The sequence below is a fragment of the Pseudomonas sp. GW458-11-26-14-LB4 genome, assembly GCF_059423925.1.
Map to the genome: position 1 here is coordinate 30,747 of NZ_JBWKYU010000003.1, position 25,241 is coordinate 55,987.

19 protein-coding genes are annotated in these 25,241 nt (G+C 62.6%); 1 reads left to right on the top strand and 18 read right to left on the bottom strand.

What is annotated here, in order from left to right; all coding sequences use genetic code 11:
* Position 1 precedes the first annotated feature (1 nt).
* A complete protein-coding gene (glgB, locus tag AC07XZ_RS05245) occupies positions 2–2,233 on the top strand; it encodes a 1,4-alpha-glucan branching protein GlgB (protein WP_102686269.1) in 2,232 nt (743 codons plus the stop codon).
* A gap of 54 nt (positions 2,234–2,287) precedes the next feature.
* On the opposite strand, the gene AC07XZ_RS05250 is transcribed toward glgB, so the two are convergent.
* The 18 genes from AC07XZ_RS05250 to AC07XZ_RS05335 form a co-directional block, all read right to left on the bottom strand.
* Positions 2,288–3,358 carry an autotransporter domain-containing protein gene (locus AC07XZ_RS05250; RefSeq protein WP_102686268.1) on the bottom strand — a complete coding sequence of 357 codons (1,071 nt, stop codon included), beginning with the start codon at positions 3,356–3,358 and terminating at the stop codon, positions 2,288–2,290.
* A 390-nt stretch (positions 3,359–3,748) separates the two neighbouring features.
* Positions 3,749–4,546 carry an endonuclease/exonuclease/phosphatase family protein gene (locus AC07XZ_RS05255; protein ID WP_085605158.1) on the bottom strand — a complete coding sequence of 266 codons (798 nt, stop codon included), beginning with the start codon at positions 4,544–4,546 and terminating at the stop codon, positions 3,749–3,751.
* Between the two features lie 91 nt (positions 4,547–4,637).
* Complete coding sequence (locus AC07XZ_RS05260; RefSeq protein WP_085745826.1) at positions 4,638–5,399, bottom strand: PIG-L deacetylase family protein; 762 nt, start codon at positions 5,397–5,399, stop codon at positions 4,638–4,640.
* A gap of 177 nt (positions 5,400–5,576) precedes the next feature.
* A complete protein-coding gene (locus AC07XZ_RS05265; protein ID WP_085745825.1) occupies positions 5,577–6,236 on the bottom strand; it encodes a glycosyltransferase family 2 protein in 660 nt (219 codons plus the stop codon).
* Positions 6,233–6,832, bottom strand: a complete 600-nt coding sequence (locus AC07XZ_RS05270) for an SAM-dependent methyltransferase (protein ID WP_085745824.1) — start codon at positions 6,830–6,832, stop codon at positions 6,233–6,235. The genes AC07XZ_RS05265 and AC07XZ_RS05270 overlap by 4 nt, the downstream gene beginning before the upstream one ends.
* Positions 6,829–7,587, bottom strand: coding sequence for a PIG-L deacetylase family protein (locus AC07XZ_RS05275; protein ID WP_102686267.1), 759 nt, complete (start codon positions 7,585–7,587; stop codon positions 6,829–6,831). Before AC07XZ_RS05275 ends, AC07XZ_RS05270 begins: the two co-directional genes overlap by 4 nt.
* Complete coding sequence (locus AC07XZ_RS05280; RefSeq protein ID WP_085745822.1) at positions 7,584–8,582, bottom strand: acyl-CoA dehydrogenase family protein; 999 nt, start codon at positions 8,580–8,582, stop codon at positions 7,584–7,586. The genes AC07XZ_RS05275 and AC07XZ_RS05280 overlap by 4 nt, the downstream gene beginning before the upstream one ends.
* 1 nt (position 8,583) lies before the next feature.
* Positions 8,584–10,743, bottom strand: coding sequence for a glycogen debranching protein GlgX (glgX, locus tag AC07XZ_RS05285; protein WP_085745821.1), 2,160 nt, complete (start codon positions 10,741–10,743; stop codon positions 8,584–8,586).
* Positions 10,744–10,965: 222 nt separating this feature from the next.
* A complete protein-coding gene (locus AC07XZ_RS05290) occupies positions 10,966–11,298 on the bottom strand; it encodes a DUF2934 domain-containing protein (protein ID WP_102686266.1) in 333 nt (110 codons plus the stop codon).
* 29 nt (positions 11,299–11,327) lie between these two features.
* Positions 11,328–14,105 (bottom strand): malto-oligosyltrehalose synthase, encoded by a 2,778-nt coding sequence (locus tag AC07XZ_RS05295; RefSeq protein WP_102686265.1) that lies wholly within the window; start codon positions 14,103–14,105, stop codon positions 11,328–11,330.
* Positions 14,102–16,180 carry a 4-alpha-glucanotransferase gene (gene malQ, locus AC07XZ_RS05300; protein ID WP_102686264.1) on the bottom strand — a complete coding sequence of 693 codons (2,079 nt, stop codon included), beginning with the start codon at positions 16,178–16,180 and terminating at the stop codon, positions 14,102–14,104. Before malQ ends, AC07XZ_RS05295 begins: the two co-directional genes overlap by 4 nt.
* Positions 16,177–17,979 (bottom strand): malto-oligosyltrehalose trehalohydrolase, encoded by a 1,803-nt coding sequence (gene treZ / locus AC07XZ_RS05305; RefSeq protein ID WP_102686263.1) that lies wholly within the window; start codon positions 17,977–17,979, stop codon positions 16,177–16,179. Before treZ ends, malQ begins: the two co-directional genes overlap by 4 nt.
* 18 nt (positions 17,980–17,997) lie before the next feature.
* Complete coding sequence (gene glgA, locus AC07XZ_RS05310) at positions 17,998–19,584, bottom strand: glycogen synthase GlgA (protein ID WP_102686262.1); 1,587 nt, start codon at positions 19,582–19,584, stop codon at positions 17,998–18,000.
* Between the two features lie 529 nt (positions 19,585–20,113).
* Positions 20,114–21,067, bottom strand: coding sequence for a D-2-hydroxyacid dehydrogenase family protein (locus AC07XZ_RS05315; protein ID WP_085745815.1), 954 nt, complete (start codon positions 21,065–21,067; stop codon positions 20,114–20,116).
* 13 nt (positions 21,068–21,080) lie between these two features.
* Positions 21,081–22,106, bottom strand: coding sequence for an alpha/beta fold hydrolase (locus AC07XZ_RS05320; RefSeq protein WP_102686261.1), 1,026 nt, complete (start codon positions 22,104–22,106; stop codon positions 21,081–21,083).
* Between the two features lie 85 nt (positions 22,107–22,191).
* Positions 22,192–22,626 carry a YqaA family protein gene (locus AC07XZ_RS05325; protein WP_011333971.1) on the bottom strand — a complete coding sequence of 145 codons (435 nt, stop codon included), beginning with the start codon at positions 22,624–22,626 and terminating at the stop codon, positions 22,192–22,194.
* Positions 22,626–23,072 (bottom strand): DUF411 domain-containing protein, encoded by a 447-nt coding sequence (locus tag AC07XZ_RS05330; protein ID WP_007957572.1) that lies wholly within the window; start codon positions 23,070–23,072, stop codon positions 22,626–22,628. Before AC07XZ_RS05330 ends, AC07XZ_RS05325 begins: the two co-directional genes overlap by 1 nt.
* 164 nt (positions 23,073–23,236) lie before the next feature.
* Complete coding sequence (locus tag AC07XZ_RS05335) at positions 23,237–25,228, bottom strand: methyl-accepting chemotaxis protein (protein WP_102686260.1); 1,992 nt, start codon at positions 25,226–25,228, stop codon at positions 23,237–23,239.
* Between the last annotated feature and the right edge of the window lie 13 nt (positions 25,229–25,241).

Genomic DNA, 25,241 nt, shown 5'->3' on the forward strand with positions numbered 1-25,241 from the left:
CATGAGTTTCTCGAACAGGGAACAGGGTCACGCTAAAGAAAGATTGCTGCCCACTGCAAAAGACATTGATGCTTTGGTGCGCGCAGAACATCACGACCCGTTTTCCATTCTTGGCCCCCACGGCGATGGTGCCGGCGGGCAATTTATCCGGGCGTATCTGCCCGGCGCGTTGAGTGTTTCTGTCGTCGATAAAAACAGTGGCGAAGAGCTCGGTCCGCTGGAGGCCACCGAAACACCGGGGCTGTTTGTCGGCCATTTCGAGGGCGCACGGCCGTACCTGTTGCGCACTCGCTGGGCCGGTGGTGAACAGGTCGCGGAAGATCCTTACAGCTTTGGCCAGTTGCTCGGTGAAATGGACCTGTACCTGTTCGCCGAAGGTAATCACCGCGACCTCAGCAGTTGCCTCGGTGCGCAGCTGAAAACCGTCGATGGCGTTGATGGCGTGCGTTTCGCGGTGTGGGCACCGAATGCCCGACGGGTGTCGGTGGTCGGTGATTTCAACGTGTGGGATGGTCGGCGGCATCCGATGCGCCTGCGGCATCCGTCTGGCGTGTGGGAATTGTTCATTCCGCGCCTGCAAGCAGGGGAACTGTACAAGTACGAAATCCTCGGCGCCCACGGTATTCTGCCGCTGAAGGCCGACCCGATGGCGCTGGCCACCAGCCTGCCGCCGGACACCGCCTCGAAAGTCGCCTCGCCGTTGCAGATCGACTGGCAGGATCAGGACTGGATGAGCAGCCGTCGCGAGCGCCAGCAGCACAATGCGCCGCTGTCGATCTACGAGTTGCACGCCGGTTCCTGGCAATGCGAACTCGACGATCTGGGTGAAGTGGCGCGCCAGTACACTTGGCCGGAGCTGGCCGAACGTTTGATCCCGTATGTGAAGGAGCTGGGTTTCACTCATATCGAACTGATGCCGATCATGGAGCACCCGTTCGGCGGTTCCTGGGGTTATCAGTTGCTGTCGCAATTCGCCCCGAGCGCGCGCTACGGCACGCCCGAGCAATTCGGCGATTTCGTCAATGCCTGTCACCAGGCCGGCATCGGTGTGATTCTCGACTGGGTGCCGGCGCATTTCCCGACCGATGCCCATGGCCTTGCGCAATTCGACGGCACCGCGCTCTACGAATACGGTAATCCACTGGAAGGCTTCCACCAGGACTGGGACACGCTGATCTACAACCTGGGCCGCACTGAAGTGCATGGCTACATGCTGGCGTCGGCGCTGCACTGGTTGAAGCATTTCCACATTGACGGTCTGCGGGTCGATGCGGTGGCGTCGATGCTCTATCGCGACTATTCGCGCAAGGCCGGCGAGTGGGTGCCGAACCGTCATGGCGGTCGCGAGAACCTTGAAGCCATCGACTTCCTGCGGCATTTGAACGATGTGGTAGCGCTGGAGGCACCGGGTGCGCTGGTGATCGCCGAGGAATCCACGGCGTGGCCTGGCGTCAGCCAGAGCACCCAACAAGGCGGCCTCGGTTTTGCCTACAAATGGAACATGGGCTGGATGCACGATTCGCTGCACTACATCCAGCAGGATCCGGTGTACCGCGCCCACCACCACAACGAGTTGAGTTTCGGCCTGGTGTACGCCTGGTCCGAGCGTTTCATCCTGCCGATTTCCCACGACGAAGTGGTGCACGGCAAGCATTCGCTGATCGACAAGATGCCCGGCGACCGTTGGCAGAAATTCGCCAACCTGCGCGCCTATCTGAGCTTCATGTGGACCCATCCGGGCAAGAAGCTGCTGTTCATGGGCTGCGAGTTCGGCCAGTGGCGCGAGTGGAATCACGACCAGCAGCTCGACTGGTATCTGCTGCAGTACTCGGAACACAAAGGCGTGCAGAAACTGGTCGCTGATCTCAACCGGCTCTACCGCGAAGAACCGGCGCTGCACGAGCAGGATGATGCGCCGCAAGGCTTCCAGTGGTTGATCGGTGACGATGCGATCAACAGCGTTTACGCATGGCTGCGCTGGAGCAAGGACGGCACGCCGGTGCTGGTGGTGGCCAACTTCACCCCGGTGCCGCGTCAGTCGTATCGCGTCGGTGTGCCGTTTGCCGGGCGCTGGAAGGAGTTGCTCAACAGTGATGCCGACACTTATGCCGGTTCCAATTATGGCAATGGCGGCGGGGCGTTCACCGAAGAGGTGGCTAGTCATGGGCAGGCGTTGTCGCTGGAGCTGAACCTGCCGCCGCTGGCGGTGTTGATCCTCAAGCCTGAGGGCTGACCTCACGCGAGATCGTTCCCACGCAGAGCGTGGGGACGATCGTGCATATCGTCTTTACCAACGCATCCGGACCCCCAGGCTGCCAATCAACCCGTTCAGATCGTTGTCATCCACGTCGCTGCTGTAATCGGCGCTGACATACAGACTCACCGTCGGCGTCATTCTCGCCACCAACCCCAGTCCGACTTCCACCGTCGAGGACTTGCGGCTGCTGCTGATCTTGTCCACCTGATCCAGCGTCACCGTGTCGCCGGTGTACACCGTGTGCCACAGGTTCGTGCGCACGTAGGGTTCAACGGGCAACCCGTTCAGATCGTAGCTGCCTTTCAAGCGCGCACCGACCCGGCCGCTCCACGATGTAATATCACTGGAAGAGGCGTTGCCCGAGCCTGCGTACGGCGTATCCAGAGTGATGCGCTGGTTGATCAATTGCGCTTGCGGTTCAACCACCCAGTTTTCACCCAGACCGATCGGGAATCCGCCTTCTACCGACAGCGTCATCGCGCTGCCTTCGGTGGCCAGGCGTGCACCTTGCTCGTTACGACTGAAACCGCTGACCCGACCGCCACTGGCCGACAAGTCAACGTGCCAGCCCTGTGGGCCACTCAAGCTGTAGTAGGCGCCCAGGCTCTGACCTTGCAGGTTGAGGGTGTCGGTGTTCGGATCGGCGAGGGCGCGGCTGGTGATCAGTCCGCTGCCATTGGCCTTGATCTGATTGACCCCGCCGATCAGGCCGACCTGCTGGGTGTGGCCGCTGCTGCTTTTCAGGGTCAGCACGGCGGGGCCCTTGAAGTCGCCAGCGCCGGGCGTGGCGAAGCCCGGGCTGAGGACGTCGGTTTGCGCCTGGCGGGACGTCTGTCCGTAGAGTTGATCCCAGGCCGAGGGCGCGAGGTCTTCGGTGATCAGGTTTGTGCCGCGCAGATCCGGCTGTGAGCTCAGCCGTTGCGGCCCCGGGGTCACGACCGTGGCGGGGAGGGTCATGACGGGAATGTCCTGGCGATACCAGGGCGTCGCCTCGTCCGCCACAGGACCCGCCTGCGCCTCCATGGACGAGCACAGCAAGATAGAACTTGAAACGGTGCAGAACGTGACTTTGATCTCTTGTGAGGTGAGTGAGGTTTTCATGGAGTTCTACCTTGCTAGCGCATGTGGTATCTCGCCTTGGCGTCTCTCCTACCCCGAACGAGGGGCGACCGAATGGAGCGTGGCGAGCCCGAGGCCGCCCGTTTTGACGAGTGGCCTGAGGTTCGCCCCGAGTAGTATTTCCGGGGGTAGTAAGGTAGAGCTAAGAAGACCGGAGCCCTTGCGTCAAGAAATTGGACGATGAGTGGTCGGGTCAAAACGGGTGATGCAAGCTTATGTTTTTGCGCATTTATCTAAGTGCTTGTTTGTAGAGCCAATGGCTGTGAAAGCCGCGAGGCAGAGACGTTTTATAGCCGACAGCCGGTCTGCGAAACCGAATGCGGCAACCGGTTTCGCGTGGCTTTTTGGGTGAAGACAGCTGTCAGTATCGCGCTACAAATGCACTTCAACGGCCAGCGGCAAATGATCCGAGAGATGCGTCCACGGCTTGTTGCCGAGGATCCGCGGGTCGTGGCTGCTGGCATTGCGCAGGTAGACCCGGTCCAGTCGCAGCAACGGGAAACGCGCGGGGTAGGTCTTCGCCGGGCGGCCGTGATGGCGTTCGAAGGCTTCGTGCAGGTAGTCGCGGCGGGCGAGGGCGACGTTGCCTTGCAACTGCCAGTCATTGAAGTCACCGGCGATGATCACCGGCGCATCGTCGGGCAGCGATTCGAGCAACTGGCAGAGCAGCTGCAACTGCAATTGCCGATGGCTTTCGAGCAGGCTCAGGTGCACGCAGATGGCATGCACTTCGGCATGCCCCGGCACATCCAGGACGCAGTGCAACAACCCGCGCCGTTCAGGGCCGGTAATGGAGACGTCGAGGTTGCGGTATTCGCGGATCGGGTATTTCGACAACAGGGCGTTGCCGTGATGGCCATCGGGATAGACCGCATTGCGGCCGTAGGCAAAATCGCTCCACATACTGTCGGCGAGGAATTCGTACTGCGAAGTTTGCGGCCATTCGTTGTAGCGGCTGGAATGCCGCTCGTGTTCGCCCACCACTTCCTGCAGAAACACCAGATCGGCCGAGGTGCTGCGCACCGCTTCACGCAGTTCCGGAAGGATGAAGCGTCGATTGAGCGCGGTGAAACCCTTGTGCGTATTGACCGTCAGCACCCGCAGGCGATGGATGGCGGACGGGGTCGAGGTCTGTGCGTCGACGGCATGACGCTTGGGATCGCTGGACACGTTCACTCCTCTGAATCATGACTGCCTGTTCATGCGACTGATCCGGGCGCGGGCAGTTCACTTTGAGTGGCTGCCCGCGCCCGACGGACCGTCAATCGACGAAGACGATCTCGTAGGGCAGGCGCATGCGTTCCAGAATCGACTTGGGCAGCAGCGGCGCGATCCCGATCGCCGGTTCGCCATTGAGCTGGCTGGCGTAGGCATGGGTGGCGTGGCTCTTGCGCGCGACGGTCCAGGTATCGAGGCGCAGCTTGCGTGCGCGGTGCCAAGGAATCTGCGCCTGATCCCGTTCCGGCCAGTGCCAGGCCCAGACCGGCACATCGTGGTAGGTGGCGCCGACCTGTTGTGCGGCTTTGGCGCTGGCCCGGCCGACCACTTCATGATCGGCGGTGCCGTCGTTGCACCAGGTGCTGAAAACCACATCACCAGGACGCAGGTAGCGGGCGATGAATTCGGTCAGTTGAGATTCCTGATCGTGCAGGGCGTTGTCGGTGAAACCGCCGCGCACCCACTTCAGGCTGTGCATCGGCAAACCCAGGCGGCGTAGCGCTTCGACGCTTTCCTGTGGACGGAACACGCTCAGGCGTTTTTCCGACCACTGGCGAGAGCCCGGATGACTGGCGCTGCCATCGGTGATCGACAGCAGTTGCAAGGGATGGCCGAGGCTGGAAAGCAGTTGCAGCAGGCCGCCGCAGGTCACCACTTCATCTCCGGGGTGCGGGGCGATGACCACGGCGCGGGCACCGGGTGGGACCAAAGTGTGGGTGTTGATGACGGGAATGTTGTCGAGCTGCGCGGCACTGTTCCAGATCTGCGCCGGCAGGCCGCTCTCGCTGAGGGATAACGGTTTCATGAGTGATACATCCTTGTTGTGTCTCGCCCTCAGTCGTGCGCGCCATGAGAGGCGTGTACGACCCGTGAAGGCTGGTGGATAGCCCTGCAGCGCTCCGAACCCTGGATTGCTGCGCTGCAGAGTATTGCTCAAGAAGGACAGTTCGTCGCGTCACAGATCAACCTGATCCGCTTTTTTTTATTCAGTCTGTGCCAGCTGTCGCAGATAGTCGCCAAAACCGCCGCGTGCGCGACTGTCCAGACGGGCGCTGGTGATGACTTGCGGGCGATGGCTCCAGGCGATGCTGGCCCCGCAAAGCTCCAACTGGCGCACCAGCTGCACATCTTCGTCACAGGACAACGGTTCGAAGCCGCCGGCGCGCACGTAGGCTTGCGCGCTGACACCCAGATTGGCGCCATGGATGTGCCGGTGACCTTCACAGGCCTGGTAATGACCGTGATAGCGAATCTGCGCGGCTTCATCGAACGTTTCATGCCAGCGCTCGACCGTCACCGTGCCGCATACCGCATCGGTGCCCAATCCCAGTTGTTCCACCAGCCAGTCTTCGGCGACGCGGCTGTCGGCGTCGGAGCAGGAAATCCAGCGAGCACCCCGATCAAGCAGTTGTTGCGCGCCGATGGCCCGGGCCTGGCCGACATTGCGGGCATCAATGCTTAGCGCCTGCACCGGATACTGGCTGACGATGTGCGCCGAACGGTCGGTACAACTGTCGAGTACCACCAGGACCTCCACCGGCTCACCGGCCAGCATCGGATGCCCGGCGGCGCGCAAGGCGGCGTGCAGGCAGTCATCGAGCCATTCTTCTTCGTTGTGTGCCGGGATCAGGATGCCAATCATCGCAACCCCTCCAGTGCGGCCACCGAACGCGGTTCGCGACTCCAGACTTCCAGCAGAAAATCCGCTTCCTGATGCAGGACCACTCGCGGCAGGTGCAACTGTTCGTGAATCAGGTCGTGAACCTGTCGGGCATTAAGCGGGCAGCCTTCGATAACCGGGCGCCAGTGACAGGCCAGTAATTGCCCGTCTGCCGTCAATGAATCACTGATGCGATGGATGACCTCCGTCAGATCCTGCCGGTCGAGGTAGTAGCCGATTTCGCTGAATACGATCAGGTCGAATTTTTCCGCCGGCCAGTCGCCAGGCAACCGACATTGACGGACTTCGGCGTGGTCGAACAGGCTAAGCCGGGTGCGCGCCAGATTGACCGCGGCGGCGCTTGTGTCGCAGCACAACAGCCGATCACAGCGTTCGGCCAGCGCGGCGCTCAGTTCGCCGTTGGCGCAACCGGGTTCGAAAATCGTCCGGTAATGCGGGCGGGGCAGGGCCGCCAGGGTCACGAGGCGTTTGCGCTGCTCGTACCAGCGCTGGCGAAATCCCCAGGGGTCGTTATTGCCGGCGAACAGGCCTTCGAAGTAGCGATCCTCGACACTCATAGAAAGACCACCTCGAACGGTTGCAGCAGTCGATCGATGACATAGGGTTTGAGCACCGGGGCCAGGCCTGCGTCGGGATCACCCTCCAGCTGGCTGGCGAAGGCGTGCACCGCATGGCGTTTGCGTGCGACCTGTTCGGGGCTGAGCAGGATTTTGCGCGCCCGTTCCCAAGGCACGATGGCGTCTTCGGGCGTTGCCCAGTGCCAGGTCCAGACCGGCAGCTCGTGGCAAATTGCACCCACCCGGCGCGCAGCCTCGACGCTGGCACGGCCGACGGCTTCGTGGTCGCTGTGGCCGTCTTCGCGCCAGGTGGTGAAGATCACGTCGTCGGGTTGCAGGTAGCGGGTCAGGTATTCACACAGCATCGATTCGCGCGCGGCGACCTGGGTGTCGGGGAAGCCGCCACGCAGCCATTGCACCTGATGCATGGGCAGGCCAAGACGACGCAGGGCTTCGGCGGATTCCTGCGGGCGCACCACGCTCAAGCGCTCCACCGGCCAGCGCTCCGAGCCAGGATGGCTGGCGCTGCCGTCGGTGACCGAAATCAGTTGCAGCGTGCGACCCGCGGCGGCGAGCTGTTGCAACAGCCCGCCGCAACCGAGCACCTCATCGTCGGGGTGCGGCGCAATCACCACCGCTCGCGATCCCGGCGGTACCAGATCAAGAGTGTCGATACTGTCTACCGCTGCCAGATGACGTGAGCTCTGCCATTCCTGCAGGGAGGTGCCTTCACCGACAATCGGATTGCGCTTCATAGGGCCCAACCCTCCCGTGGGTGCTGCGCAATCAATCGGCCCAGTGCTGCCAGATCGCGTTCAGCGTGGCTCTGGCGCAGGTAAACCGGCAAGTCGGCCGCCAGGCGGGCAAAGTGCGGATCCTTGCAGAACGGCCCGGCACCGAGCGCCCGACCTGTCTCGCGAATGACCTGTTCGGCGGCATCTTCGACCACGGCGCGTACACGGCGGGCCAGCAACTCGGCGTTGGCGTGGGGATTGCTGTCGATGTCCAGCGCACTGACGCGCAGCGCTTGAGCTGCGGCGTGCAAGGCGCTGTCGACGGCGCCGAGACTGGCCAGCGAATGGGGTTCTTCACGTCGGGCACATTGCTGGCGCAGCTGTTCACCGATTTCCCTCGCGGCGCCGTACCAGCACGCGGCAATCCCGATACCGCCGTGCCAGAACCCCGGACGTTGCAGGTAGTCGCCAGGATCGCCGATCGCCTGCGCCTCGACTTCGTCGAACAGCACCTCGACGCTGCCGGTGGCCGCCATGCCGACCGCTTGCCAGCCTTGATCGGTGACGGTCACGCCCGGTTGGTCGAGGGCCACGGCCACCAGTTGCTGGCGATCGTCCTCATCCCACGCCGTCAGCAGGGCATGACTGAGCACCGCCGCCCCGGAGCACCAGGCCTTGCGTCCGTTCAGCCGCACCAGTTGCCCCGAGCGGCCGACCCGCACCCGCGCCTGCGGTGGTTCGGCCGCCCACATGCCCCACGTGCTGCCGGGCGTCGGCGAGCCACCGAGTTGTTCGATGATTGCCAACGCATCGGTATGGCCTTCGTAGAGTTTGCACAGCCCCAGATCATGCCCGCCGACCTCGGACAGCCGTTGCCAGCGCTCCAGCGTACGACCGCTGCCGGGCAACGGCAGGCGATCGAGGCCGGCCTCGACCAGTTGCCGCAGACACAGGCCGAGGGCGGCAGTGTCGCGGTAGTCCGGCGCGTGCCGTGAGAGATAGACGGGCAAGTCCATGTCAGTCCTCTTCTTCGCGCTGCAGTTCAAACAGCAACAGCGAGCGTCCGGTGACCGAGTACTCATGACCGAATTCAAAACGCTCCTGGCCACGGATCGATGGCTGGTTGGTATCGATCATGCACGTCCAGAAACTGCCTTCAGGCACTTCCGGCAAGGTGAAGTTGACGATGTCGTGATGGGCGTTTACTACCAGCAGCAACGTGGCGTCGGCACCCTTGCGGCGGATCCCGGTTTCCTGGGCGCGACCGTCAAGCAGCATGCCCATGCAGCGGTTTTGCGCGTCATGCCAGTGTTCGGTGGTCATTTCCGTGGCGTCCGGTGCAAGCCAGGTCACGTCCTTGACGCCGATGTCCTCGTTGTATTCGCCGACCAGGAAACGCCCGCGTCGCAGGATCGGGTAGGCCAGGCGCAACTTGATCAGGCGTTTGACGAATTTGAGCAGCGCCTTGCCGTCCTCGCTCAGGTCCCAGTTGACCCAGCCGATCTCGCTGTCCTGGCAATAGGCGTTGTTGTTGCCGTCCTGGGTACGAGCAAATTCGTCACCGGCCACCAGCATTGGCGTGCCTTGGGACAAGAGCAGGGTGGCGAAGAAGTTGCGCATCTGCCGGTGGCGCAGCGCGTTGATTTCCGGATCGTCGGTAGGGCCTTCGACGCCGTGGTTCCAGGACAGGTTGTTGTTGCTGCCGTCCTGATTGTTTTCGTCATTGGCCTCGTTGTGCTTGTCGTTGTAGGACACCAGATCGTTGAGGGTGAAACCGTCGTGAGCAGTGACGAAGTTGACCGACGAATAAGGCCGGCGGCCACGCTGGTTGAACATTTCCCCGGAGGCCGTCATGCGGCTGGCGAAGTCGGCGAGCTGGCCGTCGTCGCCTTTCCAGAACGCGCGCACGGTGTCGCGGAACTTGTCGTTCCACTCGACCCAGCCCGGCGGGAAGTTGCCGACCTGATAGCCGCCGGGGCCGCAGTCCCAAGGCTCGGCGATCATTTTCACCTGACGCAGCACCGGATCCTGGCGGCAGGCCACAAGGAAGCTGTGACGTTCATCGAAACCGTCGTGATAGCGACCGAGGATGGTCGCCAGATCGAAACGGAAGCCGTCGACGTGCATTTCGCTGGCCCAGTAGCGCAGCGAGTCGGTGACCATTTGCAGCACGCACGGATGGCTCAGATCGAGGGTGTTACCGGTGCCGGAATCGTTGATGTAAAAGCGCTTGTCGTCCGGCATCAGGCGATAGTACGAGGCGTTATCGATCCCGCGCATCGACAGGGTCGGGCCTTGCTCGTTGCCTTCGGCGGTGTGGTTGTAGACCACGTCGAGAATCACTTCGAGGTTGGCGTCGTGCAGATGCGCGACCATCTCCTTGAATTCGGCAATCTTGCCGCTGGCCAGATAACGCGGGTCCGGGGCGAAGAACGCGATGCTGTTATAGCCCCAGTAATTGGTCATGCCTTTGTGCAGCAGGTGCTGGTCGTTGACAAAGGCATGGATCGGCAGCAATTCAACAGTCGACACGCCGAGTTTGCGGATGTGTTCCAGCACGTCGTCGACCATCAGTCCGGCAAACGTGCCACGCACGTTCTCCGGCACCGAAGGGTGGCGCATGCTGATGCCGCGCACGTGGGTCTCGTAAATGATGGTCTTGTCCCACGGCACGCTGACGCGGTGGTCGTGGCCCCAGGTGTGCGCCGGGTCGATGACCTTGCACTTGGGAACGAAAGGCGCGCTGTCGCGCTCGTCGAAGCTGAGATCGGCGTCCGGGTGGCCGATGGTGTAACCGAACAGCGCCTCGGACCATTTCAACTCGCCCACCAGTTGCTTGGCGTACGGGTCGATCAGCAATTTGTTGTGGTTGAAGCGGTGGCCGTTGGCCGGGTCGTACGGGCCGTAGACCCGGTAGCCGTAAATCAGGCCCGGATGTGCATCGGGCAGATAGCCATGGTAGATCTCATCGGTGTATTCCGGCAGCTCGATGCGCTCGAGTTCGACTTCGCCGGCATCGTCGAAAATGCACAGCTCGACCCGGGTGGCGTTGGCGGAGAACAGCGCGAAGTTCACCCCCAGACCATCCCAGGTCGCGCCGAGCGGGAAGGGCAGGCCTTCACGGATGCGCGAGGGTTCGGCGTGCGCGGTGGGCTCGGCTTTCTTTGGACGGGTCATAGGTGCTCCTGCAAGTCAGTAAGTCGGGGTGAACATCAATCTTCTGTGGGAGCGAGCCTGCTCGCGATGGCTTTGTACCTGTTGACACCCGCGGTGGATGTCCAGCCGCAATCGCGAGCAGGCTCGCTCCCACAAGGGAATGGCGAGTTTTCGAGGACGAGTGAGCCCTCGGTGGCGAGCGAACCCGCCACACGGTTATTCAAATCAATGGTTCGGGGCGCGTCAGACCGCAGGCGGCTTGCGCGGCGCGCGGGGCTTTTTCTCGGTGGCTTTTTCGCCCGGGGGAATCACTTTCGCGGCGCCGGCAGGCTTGGCCTTGGCCGTCGTGGCCTTGGGTTTGGCAGCAGGTGCCTTGCCATCAACGGCTTTGCTGGTGGCGGTTTTGCCGGCGGTTTTACTGCCGGCAGCCTTTGGCGATTTTTTCGGTGCCAGCGCCTCGGCTTCGGCGAGTTTGCGCGCCATCTCCCAGTGGCGCGATTCCTGGCCTTCGGGTTTACCTTCGGATTCCCAGATCTGATAGGCGAATTCGCGGATGCGTTTATCGTCGGTACTCATCGCAATGCTCCTGAACTGAACTCATGCTGCTAGACGTGTTGGATAAGCAGATTGACCGGGAAATCCCCCAGCGCGGTGCTGACCTGCAGCTCCCTGTTTTTTGTGACTGCGGTGCTCGAAAAAAGTCCCTTCAGATTTTCGTCAGAGGCGTCGAACGGTAGAACGACCCGTGTATCGCCCCAGCGCAGCGCGTCAACCATCGGCACAGCACTGTTTTCCAGCAATGTTGCGCAACGGATCGGCACGATCACGATGATCCGTCGCTCCCCATGCTCACGGGCAAACGCGAGCACGTTGTGCGCCTGGCTGCCCAATACCTCGAGGGCCTGGTACGAACCCTGGCGAAACAACTCGATGTCGTCGGCGCGCAGACGCAGTACCTGGGCGATCAATGCCTGCTTGATTCGCCCGTCGCGCCAGTTGACCAACAGTTCTTTAACCGGACCGGGGGGCTCGAGCGCCTGCTGCCGGGCGGCGTAGTCCACTGGCCGGCGGTTGTCCGGGTCGACCATGCTGAAGTCCCAGAACTCGTTGCCCTGATACAGATCCGGCACCCCCGGCACGGTCATGCGCAGCAAGGTTTGCGCCAGACCGTTGAGAGCGCCGGCGGCAGCGATGCTGTTGACGGTCTTGGCGAGCGCACCGCGCAGCAGTTCGCCCTCGGGGGCCAGCAGCAGTTGTTCGGTGAACGCCTGAGCCGCGTTTTCGTAAGCCTCGTTCGGCGCACTCCAGCTGCTTTGCAGCTTGGCTTCGCGCAGGGCTTTCTGCTGCCACTGCCAGACGCGTTTGGCGTAGTCGGCGAAACCGGCCTGATCGTCGTCGCGCAGGTCCAGCGGCCAGCTGCCGAGCAGCGCCTGATAGAGGATCAACTCGTCCGCCGACGACGGCAGTTCATCGTCATCGCGCAGCGGCCGAGCGAGCGCGCGCCACAGCTCTATCTGCTCGGCATACCAATGGCTGCGTTCGCTGAGCACGGCCAGCCGCGCGCGAGTGTCTTCGCCGCGTTTGTGGTCGTGGGTGGCGGTGGCCAGCAGGTTATCGGGGAAGCTCGCCAGACGTTGCTGGTTCACCGCGTGAAAGTCGCTGACCGGCGCGCTGAACTGCTCGGTGTTGTAACCGACGTCATTGCGCGACAGCAGCACTGCCGAGCGATACAGCGCGGTGTCTTCCACGGCTTTGGCCGCGGCCGGCGAAGTGAGCTGCTGAAAACGCACGCAGGCATGCTTCAGAATCTTGCGCGAACGGCCACGGGGTTTGCGTCGCCACGGCTGGCCGCCAAGCCAACCGGCTACAGAGTCCAGCACCGGCCAATCGGCTTCGCTCAATGTCTGCCGCGCACCGTCCATGGCCTGCTGGAAAAACACCTCGTCCCGCGCCGAGCGGCCCATCGGGGTGATGTAGGTGCGATAGACCGGGAAGTGCACGATCAACGCCTGCAACACCCGACGAATCGAGCCGAGCGTGAGGTCGCGGGTCATCAGGTCATCGCGCGCCACTTGCAGCAGGGCCTGGGCGACGCTTTCGCAATCGCTGGCCAGCGAGCCGTTGAGGATCTGCTGGCGCGCCAGTTGCGCTTCTTCGATAAACGCGGCGGGACGCTCGGTGCGGCGCTTCCACAAATCGCCCAGCACATGTTCGCCGTCCGGATCGTGTTGCAGCAGCGACAGCTGATTCATGAATTCGTAGCCGGTGCTGCCGTCCACGGCCCAGTCGGTGGGCAGGGTTTCGCCGTCGCCGAGGATCTTCTCGACATAGATCGGCAAGTGCCGGCCCGGCGCCAGATGGTCGAGCCGACGGCGCAGTTTGCGGCAGTAGCCGCGCGGGTCGGCTAGACCGTCGATGTGGTCGATGCGCAGCCCGTCGATCAATCCCTCGCCGATCAACTGGAAAATCTTTTGGTGGGTCGCTTCGAACACTGCCGGACGCTCGACGCGCAAACCGCCGAGTTCGTTGATGTCGAAGAAGCGCCGCCAGTTGATGTCATCCGCCGCCGTGCGCCAACTCGCGAGGCGATAGCTTTGCCGCTCCAGCAATTGGTGCAGTTGCTGAAAACCTTCTTCGGTCTTCGAGTCGTAATGCGTCAGGTTGCGCTGAATGGCCTGGAGGATCTGCGGGTCCCTGGCCAGTTGCTGAAGTTCTTCCTTGAGCGGGATGGCCAGCGAACGGGCATCGGTCTGATAACTGAGCGCGCTGAAGCGGTCGGCGAGGGCCTTGAGCGCTTTGTTCGGGGCGTCATCGGATATGAGCAGTTCGCCGTAATCGCCGGGGCAGATCGGGAAGTGATGCTCGTAATGCTCGACGTGGAACGTGCCGCTCTCGGCGTTGAAAACCAGCGGCAGGGTCGCGTCCTGGAGCGCGACGCCGTAATCGCTGCCGAGAAACGGCAGCAGCAACTGGCCTTCCATCAACGGGTCAGGGGAGTGCCACTGAATGTCGAAGAACTCACCGTAGGGGCTCAGTCGGCCCCATTCCAGCAGGTCAAGCCACCACGGGTTGTCGCCGCCACCGACCGCCATGTGATTGGAGACGATGTCGAGGATCAGCCCCATGCCGTGTTCGCGCAGGCTGGCGACCAGACGGCGCAGGGCCGGCTCGCCGCCAAGTTCCGGATTCACCCGGGTCGGGTCGACCACGTCGTAGCCATGCATGGAGCCGGCGCGCGCGGCCAGCAGCGGTGAGGCATAAATGTGGCTGATGCCGAGTCGGGCGAAGTACGGCACCAGCGGCACCGCCTGATCGAGGGTGAAACCGCGATGAAATTGCAGGCGGACCGTGGCGCGCAGTGTCGGGACAGGCAATGCACTCATTGGTCACGCTCGGCTGCCTGAAGGCGGGCACACGCCAATAGTTCCAGGCGTCTTGCGGCGTCGGCACCGTCGAGCAGCGCTTCGCTGGTGGCCGGCAAGCGGCGCGACCAGTTCGGGTGGGTGTCGATGGTGCCGGGCAGGTTGGCCTGTTCGTCGAGCCCCAGCGCATCTTCCAGTGGCAACAGCACCAGCGGCGCGCGGGTGTGGCCGAGGAAGCGGACAGCGGCGTCGACCACCTGATCGGCCTCGTGGGATTCCTCGCGAAAGTTCTGCGGGTCCTGGCTCAAGGCACTGCGCAGGCCTTCACGCTCGCGTTCGCGATAACGGCGCCAATCGATTTCGCCGTTGGCATCGACCAGCCCGAGCCGCGCGTTCCAGTCGATGTCGCGGCCATGCCACCAGCCGTTGAGCGTCGGCAGATCGTGGGTGCTGGTAGTGGCCAGTGCGTTGTCCGGCCAGTCGAGGATCGGTTTGAAATGGGTGTTGTCCTGTTCGAACAGCAGCACGCGCATGCCGAGCATGGCCCGGGCGATGAGTTTTTCCCGCAGGCCATCGGGTACGGTGCCGAGGTCTTCGCCGAGCACGATCGCTTGATGGCGATGGGATTCCAGCGTCAGCAGACGCAGGAGGTCGTCCACCGGGTAATACAGGTAGGCGCCGTCTGCCGGGAGCGCGCCGTTGGGGATCACCCACAACCGTTGCAGACCCATGACATGGTCGATGCGCAGCCCGCCGGCGTGGGCGAAGTTGGCGCGCAGCATGTCGATGAACGCGCGAAAACCGTTACGCACCAGACCTTCCGGGGAAAACGCGGAAATGCCCCAGCCCTGGCCCGAGCGATTGAGGATGTCTGGCGGCGCGCCGACGGTCAGCGAGGCCAGCAGTTCGTCCTGAAAGCTCCAGGCCTGACTGCCGGCGCCGTCGGCACCCACCGCCAGGTCAGCGATCAGGCCGATGCCCATGCCGGCGCTGCGAGCGGCGGTCTGGGCGCGTTCCAGGCAGCGGTGAATCAACCATTGGCAGAACGCGAAGTAACTGATGCGCTCGGCGTACTCCTCGGCAAACGCGCCGAGGGCGGCGCCGCGCGGGTCGTGCCAGTGCTCCGGCCATTGGCGCCAGTCGAGGCTTTCGCCACGGGCGGCGCGCATCTCCTGAATGGCTTCGAAGCGGCAGTGGTTCTCCAGCGCTTCGCCGCCGGCATCACGAAAGCTGGAGAAGTCGGCGTGCAACGGGTGTTCGCCGCTGATGAAGCCGTCGTACAAGGCTTGTAGCAGTTTCAGTTTGGCCTCGGCGGCTTTCGGCCAGTCGATCAGTTTCAGGTTTTCCAGTTGTTCGAACTGATCGTTCAGGCCAGTTGCGTCAATCGCATCGCGCAGCGCGCGCTCGCCGAGGATCGCGCCCGGTGCGGCGTACAGCGGATTGAGAAACAGCCGACTGGACGGCGAGTAAGGGCTGTAGCGCCCGGTATCGGCGCTGAACATCGCGTGCAGCGGGCTGATCGCCAAAGCATCGGCGCCGCGCTCGCCGGCCACCCGGGCCAGTTCTTCCAGGGCCTGAGTGTCGCCGAAACCGCCATCGCCGGGACGGCGCAAGCCATAAAGCTGCACGCTCAGGCCCCACGCGCGCGGGATCGGGCTGTCCACCGCGTCACCCACGCTGAAGCAGCGTTCCGGTGCCACGGCCAGGGTGAATTGTTGATCGGCGATATGCACTTGCTGGTAGCCGACCGGAATTTCGCCGGGCAGCACGGCCTCGGCATCCAGTTTGAGGCTCAGGCGCGAGCCGTCTTCAAGGTGAATCTCGCAAGGGGTTTCGGGTTCGAAATAACGGGCCAGGTCCACGCCCACGCCAACATCGGCAGTGAGCAGTGGCGGCAGATGGCGATTTTCCTGTACCTGTTGCAGTTCAAGCAGGCTGGCGTCGATTTCCTGGGCCGTTCCGGCCGGGTGGCCGAGGCCGGTCAGCACATTGCGCAGCACCGCCGGGGCGACTTTTTGCGCTCGCCCGTTGGCGTCGATCCAGTCGACGGCAAGGCCGGCTCGGCTGGCGAGAATTTCCAGTTGCGCATCGCTCATAGGCGCTCTCCATCCAAGGGTGGCAAAGGGGTTGCGGCCGTGAGGCTGACGAGCGCGCAATACGGGGGCAGTTGCCCCTCATCCGACAGGCCTGTGTCAGGTGGCTGGCGAAACAGCCACACCGAATCAGTCTGTGGAAGGTTGACCACTGGCGTATCGCTGAGGTTCAGGTCGATTCGCAGCTCGCTGCCATCGCCCAGCCGCCAGCGCGCGCTGACCGCCCCGGGCCCCAGCACCTGGGCGCCGAGTGCCTGCGTTCCGGACAGGTTGGGAATGATGTATTGATGGCGCAATTGCAGCAGTTGGCGGTACAGCGCCAACGTCTCCCGTTGCCGAGCTGTGCCGCTGCCGACCAGCCGCGGTTGTGAGGCGTGAAAGGTTTGCTCGGCGTTCGGATCGGGAATCTGCTCGCGCTTGTGCGGATCGGAGAAAGCACTGAACGCCGCAAACTCGTTACGCCGACCTTCACGTACCAGTTTCGCCAGTTCGCCATGGTGGCTGGTGAAAAACAGGAACGGCTGTTCGGCGGCGTATTCGTCGCCCATGAACATCAGCGGAATCATCGGTGACAACAACAGCAGCGCTGTCGCAGCCTCCACCGCGCGCGGGTCGGCCAATTGATGCAGGCGCTCGCCGAAGGCACGGTTGCCGATCTGGTCGTGATTCTGCAGGAACAGCACGAATGCGGTGGAGGGCAGATGCTCGCTTGGCTCGCCGCGCGGTTCACCGTGGCGGGTGATGTGACCCTGAAACACGAAACCCTGGCTCAGGCAGCGGGCCAATTGTTCGGTGGGTTGCAGTGCATAGTCCGCGTAATAGGCGTCGGTTTCACCGGTCAGCAACACGTGCAGGGCGTTATGGCCGTCGTCGTTCCACTGCGCGTCGTAGTTCTCCTCCAACAGGCTCGACTGGTTGAGTTCGTTCTCGATGGTCAGCCAAACGTAGCGGGCAGGGTCGATCTGCTGACGGATACGATGTGCCAGTTCAGGCAGAAAATCGGGGCTTTGTATGGCGTGCACCGCGTCCAGTCGCAGGCCGTCGAAGCGGTATTCCAGCAGCCACATCAAGGCGTTTTCGACGAAGAAGTCCCGCACTTCGCGACGACGAAAGTCGATGGCCGCGCCCCACGGTGTGTGTTTGTCTTCGCGGAAAAAGCCCTTGGCGTAACGATGCAGGTAATTGCCATCGGGGCCGAAGTGGTTGTAGACCACGTCCAGAATCACTGCCAGGCCATAACCGTGGGCACTGTCGATCAAATGTTTGAGTTGTTCCGGCGTGCCGTAACTGGCCTGCGGCGCGTAGTGCAGCACGCCGTCGTAGCCCCAGTTGCGATCGCCGGGAAACTGCGCGATCGGCATCAACTCGATGGCGGTGATGCCGAGCTCCGCGAGGCGTGAGAGATGCTGCTCGACTTCGGCAAATCCGCCGAGCGCGCCGACATGCAGTTCATAAATGACCGCTTCATTCCAGGGGCGCCCTTGCCACGTGGTGTTGCGCCAGGAATAACGGTGCGGATCGACCACCACGCTGTGGCGGTCGAGATCACCGTCCTGCGCCCTGGAGGCCGGGTCGGGCACCTCCAGTTCGCCATCGATATTGAAACGATAGCGGCTGCCGGCAGGGCAGCGGGTCTTGATGACAAACCAGCCCTCGCCCTGGGGCAGCATTGGCAGGGACTGGCCGTTGTCCAGCTCGACGCTGACGTAAAATGCATCCGGCGCCCACAGCGCGAATTGGGTGTGCTCGGCATCCAGCATGATCGCGCCGTGGGGCCAGCTTTCAGGTGTCCGTGACGGCATCGTTGAAAACCTCCCTGGTTATTTGTGGTGCGTTTTACCCAGCGCCTTGGCCACCAGTTGTTCGTAGAGTTCGGCGTAGGGTTCGACAGCCTTGCACCAGTTGAACGGCGCAGCCATCGCCCGGCAACGCATGGCGTGCAGCAGGTCGGGGAAAGCAAACACCTTGAACGCGCGGCTCAGGGCTTCGCGGTAGCTGTCCGCGGTCGATTCGTTGAACAGGAAACCGGTAACACCGTTTTCAATGGTGTCGGCCAGCCCGCCGGTGTTGCGTGCTACCGGCAGCGAGCCGAAGCGCTGGGCGTACATCTGGCTCAGGCCGCACGGTTCATAGCGCGATGGCATCAGCAGGAAATCGCTGCCGGCGAACATGCGGCGGGCGTCGGTTTCATTGAAGCCGATGCGCACGCCGATCTGGCCGGGGAAGCGCAGCGCCAGTTCACGCATGGCCTGTTCTTCTTCCGGTTCGCCACGGCCGATGATCGCGATCTGGCCACCGTTCTGGACGATGTATTCCGATACCGCTTCGGTCAGGTCCAGGCCTTTTTGATAGACCAGACGCGAGACCACGGCAAATAGCGGGCCTTCGGAATCTTGCAGACCGAACAGTTCGCGCACATGGGCGGCGTTCACCGCTTTGCCTTCCCAGTCGCCGATTGCAAACGGTGCAAACAGATGTGGATCGGTGGCGGCATCCCAGCTTTCATCGATGCCGTTGGGAATGCCGCTGAGCAAACCTTGCTGGGTCTTGGCGGCGAGAAAACCGTCCAGACCGCAGCCGAAATCCGGGGTAGTGATTTCCTGCGCGTAAGTGGCGCTGACCGTGGTGATGTGGCTCGAATAAGCCATGCCGGCCTTGAGGAACGACATCTTGCCGTAGAACTCCATGCCTTCCTGTTGCAGGGCATGGGCGGGAATCCCGAGTTCCGGGCAAGAGCCGAGGCTGGTCACGCCTTGATACGCGAGGTTGTGAATGGTGAACAGGGTCGGCGTGCGCTGCCCGCGCCAGTGCATGTACGCAGGTGCCAGCCCGGCCGGCCAGTCGTGGGCGTGCACCAGATCCGGGCACCAGTGGATTTGTGCGAGGTTGGCGGCGATATCGGCAGCGGCCAGACCCAGACGGGCGAAGCGGATGTGGTTGTCCGGCCAGTCGCGACCGTTGTTGGCGCCATACGGGCCGCCGTCACGGGCGTAGAGTTCAGGGCAGATCAACACATAAATCACCAGACCGTCGGGCATGTCCATGCGCCCGATCTTGCAGGGCGGCAGCGCGGCGTGCCCACCCAGTTCGCCGATGATGTGGATCGGATTCTCGCTGTTCATCACTTGCGGGTAACCGGGGATCAACACCCGGACGTCATGCAGGTGCGCCAAGGCGCGGGGCAGGGCGGCAGAGACGTCTCCCAGACCGCCGGTCTTCACCAGATCGGCGATTTCCGAGGTCACGAACAACACTTTCTTCTTGTTCGGGTTCTGACTGGCCACTGGCGTCAGCGTCTTGGTGCCCGGGACGCTGATCGATCGGCTGCCGGGAACGCTTACGGTGCTCGAGTCACCCATCGGCTGATGAGCCCGTTCTCCCTGAATATCCAATGCCGCACTGATCATATGAATCTCCCGTCTTTTTTGATCTGATTCTTGTCTTGAACAAGCGATGTCCATGGCCAGGTCCTGTGGCCGGGCGCAAACGCGCCACGCATCGGTGAGCAAACGCTACCCAACACGTGCAAGCAGAATGGGTGAGGGGGCCATTGCAAGACTTGAACCAGTCGCTTTGGCCCTGCCTATCAGATGACCCGCTGCGATCTGCAAAAGTTTCGACGAATTTTTGACTTTATGACCGGCCGGTTTTACCCCGCGAAAACCAGTCTAGGCCAGATCCTAGAGCGGGCCAGGGCAATCGGATGAATTGTTCGACAATCTGTTGCGGGCTCACGAAATCCGTGGCTTTGGGAAGGCGGGCGCCCCGACGAAGTGCATGTTTGGCAGGGTTGATGATGCAAAATGGTGACCGGCCGGTCACGATTTTGGGCGCGGGTAACGTGCGAGCGCACTGTTGCGGTGCGCACAATTGTGTTGGCGGGCGGACAGCGGATGCTGCTTCACGGGCAGGAATTGCCCGCGAAGGCGAGGAGGCTCAGTTGAGCAGGCGGATCGGTTCTCCAGCTGACCAGGCTTGAATGTTGTCGATCATCTGCGAAAAGAACAGCTCATAGTTCTGGCGGCTGACGTAGCCGACATGGGGCGTGGCCAGCACGTTATCGAGGGTGCGAAACGGGTGCAGGGTCGGCAACGGCTCCTGATCGAACACGTCGAGGGCCGCACCGCCGAGGCGCTGTTTCTGCAAGGCCTTGATCAGCGCCGCCTCGTCGACAATCGGTCCGCGCGCGGTGTTGACCAGCAGCGCGGTCGGCTTCATCCAGTCCAGCGCCTGGGCATCGACCAGCCCCCGGCTGCGATCACTGAGCACCAGGTGCACCGACAGCACGTCAGACTGTTCGAACAATTGCTGCTTGCTGACATAAGTGACGCCGGCCTGCTCGGCGCGCTCGGCGGTGAGGTTTTCGCTCCAGGCGATCACGCGCATGCCGAACACCTGACCGAACTGCGCCACCCGTTGACCGATGCTGCCGAGCCCGAGAATGCCGAGGGTCTTGCCGTGCAGGTCGCCACCGAGGCCTTGCTGCCACTGGCCGGCGCGCAAGGCATTGGCTTCGTTCAGCAGATTGCGGGTGGCGGCCATGATCAGCGCCCAGGTCAGTTCCGGCGCCGCGTGTTTATAGCTGTCGGTGCCGCAGACCTTGATCCCGAGGCGAGCAGCGGCCGGCATGTCCAGCGCCGCGTTGCGCATGCCACCGGTGACCAGCAGCTTCAGGTTCGGCAGGCGTTTGAGCAGGTCTTCATCGAAGCGTGTGCGTTCGCGCATCACGCAGATCACTTCGAACTGGCCCAGACGTTCGGCCAGCGTGGCGTTGTCCGCCGGGTACTCATGGACGAAGGTGACTTCGCCGAGACTGTCGAGCACCGACCAGTCAACTACGCCCCGCGCGACGTCCTGCCAGTCATCGATCACCGCAATCTGCACCGCCATCAGCGTTACCTCTTCAACGAACGGGATTGGTTTTGTCCAGCCAGCCGAGCAGTGCCTCGTGGAATTTCGCCGGCTCTTCCATCTGCGGCGCGTGGCCCATGCCGGGGAACTCCACCAGCGTGGACTGAGGAATCAGTTTTGCCACCTGCTTGCCCAGCACCTCGTAGTGGCCGATTTTGGCTTTCACTTCGGGCGGCGCAATGTCCTTGCCGATGGCGGTGGTGTCGGAAGTGCCGATCAGCAGCAGGGTCGGCATCTTCAGGTCCTTGAACTCGTAGTACACCGGCTGGGTGAAGATCATGTCGTAGATCAGCGCCGAGTTCCATGCGACCTGAGTCTTGCCCGGGCCGTTGCTCAGGCCCGCGAGCATGTCGACCCAACGGTCGAATTCGGGTTTCCAGCGGCCGTCGTAATAGGTCGTGCGTTCATAGTCGCGAATGCCCTGGGCGGTGACTTTCAATTCGCGCTGATACCACTGATCGACGCTGCGATACGGCACGCCGAGGGCTTTCCAGTCTTCCAGGCCGATCGGATTGACCAGCGCCAGTTGCTCGACCTGATCCGGGTATTGCAGCGCGTAACGGGTGGCGAGCATGCCGCCGGTGGAGTGGCCGAGCAGGGTGGCTTTCTGGATGCCCAGCGCCTTGAGCAGTTTCTGGGTGTTGGCCGCCAGTTGCTGGAAGGTGTACTGGTAGTGATCGGGTTTGCTGGAGGTGCAGAAGCCGATCTGGTCCGGGGCGACCACCCGGTAGCCGGCCTCGCTCAGGGCCTTGATCGAACTGTCCCAGGTCGCGCCGCAAAAATTCTTGCCGTGCATCAGCACCACGGTGCGTCCGTTGGCCTTGCCATCAGCGGCGACGTCCATGTAACCCATCTGCAGCGACTTGCCCTGGGACTGAAAGGCAAAGTGCTTGAGGGTGTAGGGATAATCGAAACCTTGCAGCTCCGGCCCGTATTGCGGGCCTTCGGCGTGAGCAAGCAGGGGCAGGGCGGCGGTCAACACCAGGCCGGGCAGCCAGCGGGTCAGCGACACAGACATAGGACAACTCCACAAGAAATCGGCCGATGCTGGAACGGCCGGATTAGGGCGACGTTAAACAGAGGCAATCCCCGGGCCGGATCGTTCAACCGAGCCAGCCAAGGGTGAGCATCGCCAGCACCCCGTAGCGGGCGCCTTTGGCGAGAGTGACGATCAGCAGGAATCGCCCAAGAGGTTCGCGCATGACCCCGGCGATCAACGTCAGCGGATCGCCGATCACCGGCAGCCAACTGAGCAGCAGGGACCAGTGACCATAGCGCTGATAGTGAACGCGGGCGCGCGCCATATGCTTCGGGCTGACCGGAAACCAGCGCCGGTCCTGAAACCGTTCCAGCCCGCGCCCCAGCCACCAGTTCACCAGCGAACCCAGGACGTTGCCCAGCGTGGCTACGGCCAGCAGCCCCCACAACCAATAACGGTCGCTGACCAGCAGCCCGACCAGCACGGCCTCCGATTGCAGTGGCAATAACGTCGCCGCACCGAATGCGGCCAGGAACAGCCCGAGATAACCCGCCGTCATCAATGGGCCGGGTAATCCGCCACCACCACATCGGCACCGTCTTTCTTCAGGCCGATCACCTGATACGCATCGCTCATGCCGTCCATTTCCATGCCCGGCGAGCCCATCGGCATGCCCGGTGCGGCAACGCCCAGCAGGTCGTCACGTTTGCTCAGGGCCAGCACCTGTTCCGCCGGAACATGGCCTTCGACGAATTTGCCGTTGATGATTGCGGTGTGGCAGGACGCCAGACGTGGCGGAACGCCGTGTTGCTGCTTGAAGCTGCTCATGTCGGATTCGACGTGGTCTTCGACCTTGAAGCCATTGGCTTCCAGATGGCTGATCCATTTTTTGCAGCAGCCGCAGTTGGCGTCGCGGTGGACTTCGATCGGGATAAGGTCGGCGGCTTGCGCCAGGGAGGAGATGAACAGGGCGCTCAGGGCGGCCAGACGCAGGTGGTTTCGCATGGAGGGCTCTCGGATCAAAGGAGGAACGGTCAAAAAAGGAAGGCATTTTGACCTGTTTTTCCTGCCGGGCATCAACGGAGTGTTTCCAAGTGATACGGGGCAGGCCTGCCAACATGATCGTAGATCAAAGCTGACAGGCCACTGAGCGCAAGATGACAAAACCGTCAGCGAACCTTGAAGCGCCCCATGATCGCGCTCACCCGGCTGTTGGCTTCCAGCAGCTGACGGGTGTTGAGTTCGCTGGCCTGGCCGCTTTCCACCAGCTCGTCAACCATGTGGCGGATCTGCACCATGCTGCGGTTGATCTCTTCGGTGACCGCGCTTTGCTGCTCGGCGGCGGTGGCGATCTGGGTGCTGAGGCTGTTGATGTGGCTGACCGAACCGGCCATCTCGTCGAGGCCACTGTTGACTCGCGCAGTGGCGTCCGCGGCTGACTGACAACTGGCCTGGGTGTTTTCCATGGCGCTGACCGACGAGCTGACGCCCTGGGTCAGGCGGCTCAACATTTCGTTGATTTCCGAGGTGCTGGCCTGGGTACGGGCGGCGAGGGCACGCACTTCGTCTGCCACCACCGCAAAACCACGGCCCTGTTCTCCGGCACGCGCTGCTTCAATTGCCGCGTTGAGCGCCAGCAGGTTGGTCTGGCCGGCGATGGCGCCGATCACGCCGAGGATTTCGGTGATGCGCTGGGCGTCCTGCTGCATGCTTTCTACCTTGTGGGTGGCGCTGGCCACTTCGTCGATCAACGCCACCACGCTGCTTGACGCTTCGCCAACCACCACGCGCGAGCGGTCGGCGTTTTCGTTGGCGCGCTGGGTGAAGGCTGCGGTTTCAGCGGCATTCTGGGCGACGCTTTCAGCGGTCGAACTCATCTCGTTGATGGCGGTGACGGTCTGGTCGGTTTCCGAAGCGTGGCGCAGCAGAATCTGACTGGTGTGCGCCGAGGTACGCTGCAGGTTGTCGAGGCTCGAAGCCATTGCACCAGTGGCCTGGGTGACTTCGCCGATCATGTTCTGCAGATAGGCGATAAAGGTGTTGACCGAATGCCCGATGGCGCCGAGCTCATCTTCAGCGCGGATGGTGATGCGCCGGGTCAGGTCGGCATCACCGCTGGACAGCGAATCGATGTTGGCTTTCAGCGCTTTCATGCGCGAAACCAGTTGGCGAATCGCGTAGACCTGCAACAGCACCAGCAGGATCACCAGCGGAATCTGCAGCAGGCTCAGGCTGCTGAGCACGTCGTCACGCTGGGCGGTGAGCATTTTGGTCGGCAGTGCGGTGGCGAGGAACCACGGGGTGCCTTCGATCGGACGCATGAAGAACGTGCTGGCTTCACCGTTGTTGTCGAATTCGACGCGCTGCGCCTGCTCGCGGTTTTGCAGCCCGGCCTTGACCTGGCTGGCGAAGGTCGAGCCGCCGGCCAGTTCGCTGATGTTCTTCAGCACGATCGGCCCGCTGATGCGCGAGCTGTTGCTGATGATCTTGCCGTCGGCTTCGACGATCAGCATTTCGGCGTTGAGGTCTTTTTCCTTGCGCGCCACCAGATCGTTGAAGAAGCCCAATGTCACGTCGATGGTCGAGACGCCCCAGGCGCTGCCGTTTTTCTGGATGGCCATGGCGCAGTTGGTGCGCGGTTCGGCGCTGGCGTCATCTTTATAGGCAGCGGCCCAGGCGCATTGGCCGCGCGGGGTCTGCATGCCGCCCTTGTACCAGCTCTGGTCGTAATAGTTGGGGGCCGCGTCGCTGTTCCAGAAGGTGTTCACCGCCAGTTTGCCGGAGGCATCGCGGTGCCAGAACGTACTGAACTTGTTGCGTCCGGCCTCACGCTGACCGGGCAGCGGCCAGATGCCGCCGCCGAAGACTTTCAGTTCGCCGTATTGATCCACCAGCCCCGGCAACACGGTGTCGATGGCCGCGCTGTCGAGCAGCGGGATGGTCTGGGTGATGCTGCGCTGTTGCGCCTGGACCTTGTTCAGTTCGCCCTGGATTTGCTCGGCCACTTCAGCAATGCGGTTGAGCACCACTTGCTCTTCGGTGTGGCGCAACTTGGGCGCGACCAATTGGCTGATGCCAACCACGGTGAGCACCGACAACAACAGAATGAACAGAACCAGAAACAGCGTGTAACGAGCCTGAATGGTGCGGAATGCGGGCATGGAAACCGGTCCT

What these genes read in the sequence shown, in the direction of transcription:
- glgB (WP_102686269.1), top strand. Translation starts at nt 2, where the DNA reads ATGAGTTTCTCGAACAGGGAACAGGGTCACGCTAAAGAAAGATTGCTG.
- AC07XZ_RS05250 (WP_102686268.1), bottom strand. Translation starts at nt 3,358, where the DNA reads ATGAAAACCTCACTCACCTCACAAGAGATCAAAGTCACGTTCTGCACC.
- AC07XZ_RS05260 (WP_085745826.1), bottom strand. Translation starts at nt 5,399, where the DNA reads ATGAAACCGTTATCCCTCAGCGAGAGCGGCCTGCCGGCGCAGATCTGG.
- AC07XZ_RS05265 (WP_085745825.1), bottom strand. Translation starts at nt 6,236, where the DNA reads ATGATTGGCATCCTGATCCCGGCACACAACGAAGAAGAATGGCTCGAT.
- AC07XZ_RS05270 (WP_085745824.1), bottom strand. Translation starts at nt 6,832, where the DNA reads ATGAGTGTCGAGGATCGCTACTTCGAAGGCCTGTTCGCCGGCAATAAC.
- AC07XZ_RS05275 (WP_102686267.1), bottom strand. Translation starts at nt 7,587, where the DNA reads ATGAAGCGCAATCCGATTGTCGGTGAAGGCACCTCCCTGCAGGAATGG.
- AC07XZ_RS05280 (WP_085745822.1), bottom strand. Translation starts at nt 8,582, where the DNA reads ATGGACTTGCCCGTCTATCTCTCACGGCACGCGCCGGACTACCGCGAC.
- glgX (WP_085745821.1), bottom strand. Translation starts at nt 10,743, where the DNA reads ATGACCCGTCCAAAGAAAGCCGAGCCCACCGCGCACGCCGAACCCTCG.
- AC07XZ_RS05290 (WP_102686266.1), bottom strand. Translation starts at nt 11,298, where the DNA reads ATGAGTACCGACGATAAACGCATCCGCGAATTCGCCTATCAGATCTGG.
- AC07XZ_RS05295 (WP_102686265.1), bottom strand. Translation starts at nt 14,105, where the DNA reads ATGAGTGCATTGCCTGTCCCGACACTGCGCGCCACGGTCCGCCTGCAA.
- malQ (WP_102686264.1), bottom strand. Translation starts at nt 16,180, where the DNA reads ATGAGCGATGCGCAACTGGAAATTCTCGCCAGCCGAGCCGGCCTTGCC.
- treZ (WP_102686263.1), bottom strand. Translation starts at nt 17,979, where the DNA reads ATGCCGTCACGGACACCTGAAAGCTGGCCCCACGGCGCGATCATGCTG.
- glgA (WP_102686262.1), bottom strand. Translation starts at nt 19,584, where the DNA reads ATGATCAGTGCGGCATTGGATATTCAGGGAGAACGGGCTCATCAGCCG.
- AC07XZ_RS05315 (WP_085745815.1), bottom strand. Translation starts at nt 21,067, where the DNA reads ATGGCGGTGCAGATTGCGGTGATCGATGACTGGCAGGACGTCGCGCGG.
- AC07XZ_RS05320 (WP_102686261.1), bottom strand. Translation starts at nt 22,106, where the DNA reads ATGTCTGTGTCGCTGACCCGCTGGCTGCCCGGCCTGGTGTTGACCGCC.
- AC07XZ_RS05325 (WP_011333971.1), bottom strand. Translation starts at nt 22,626, where the DNA reads ATGACGGCGGGTTATCTCGGGCTGTTCCTGGCCGCATTCGGTGCGGCG.
- AC07XZ_RS05330 (WP_007957572.1), bottom strand. Translation starts at nt 23,072, where the DNA reads ATGCGAAACCACCTGCGTCTGGCCGCCCTGAGCGCCCTGTTCATCTCC.
- AC07XZ_RS05335 (WP_102686260.1), bottom strand. Translation starts at nt 25,228, where the DNA reads ATGCCCGCATTCCGCACCATTCAGGCTCGTTACACGCTGTTTCTGGTT.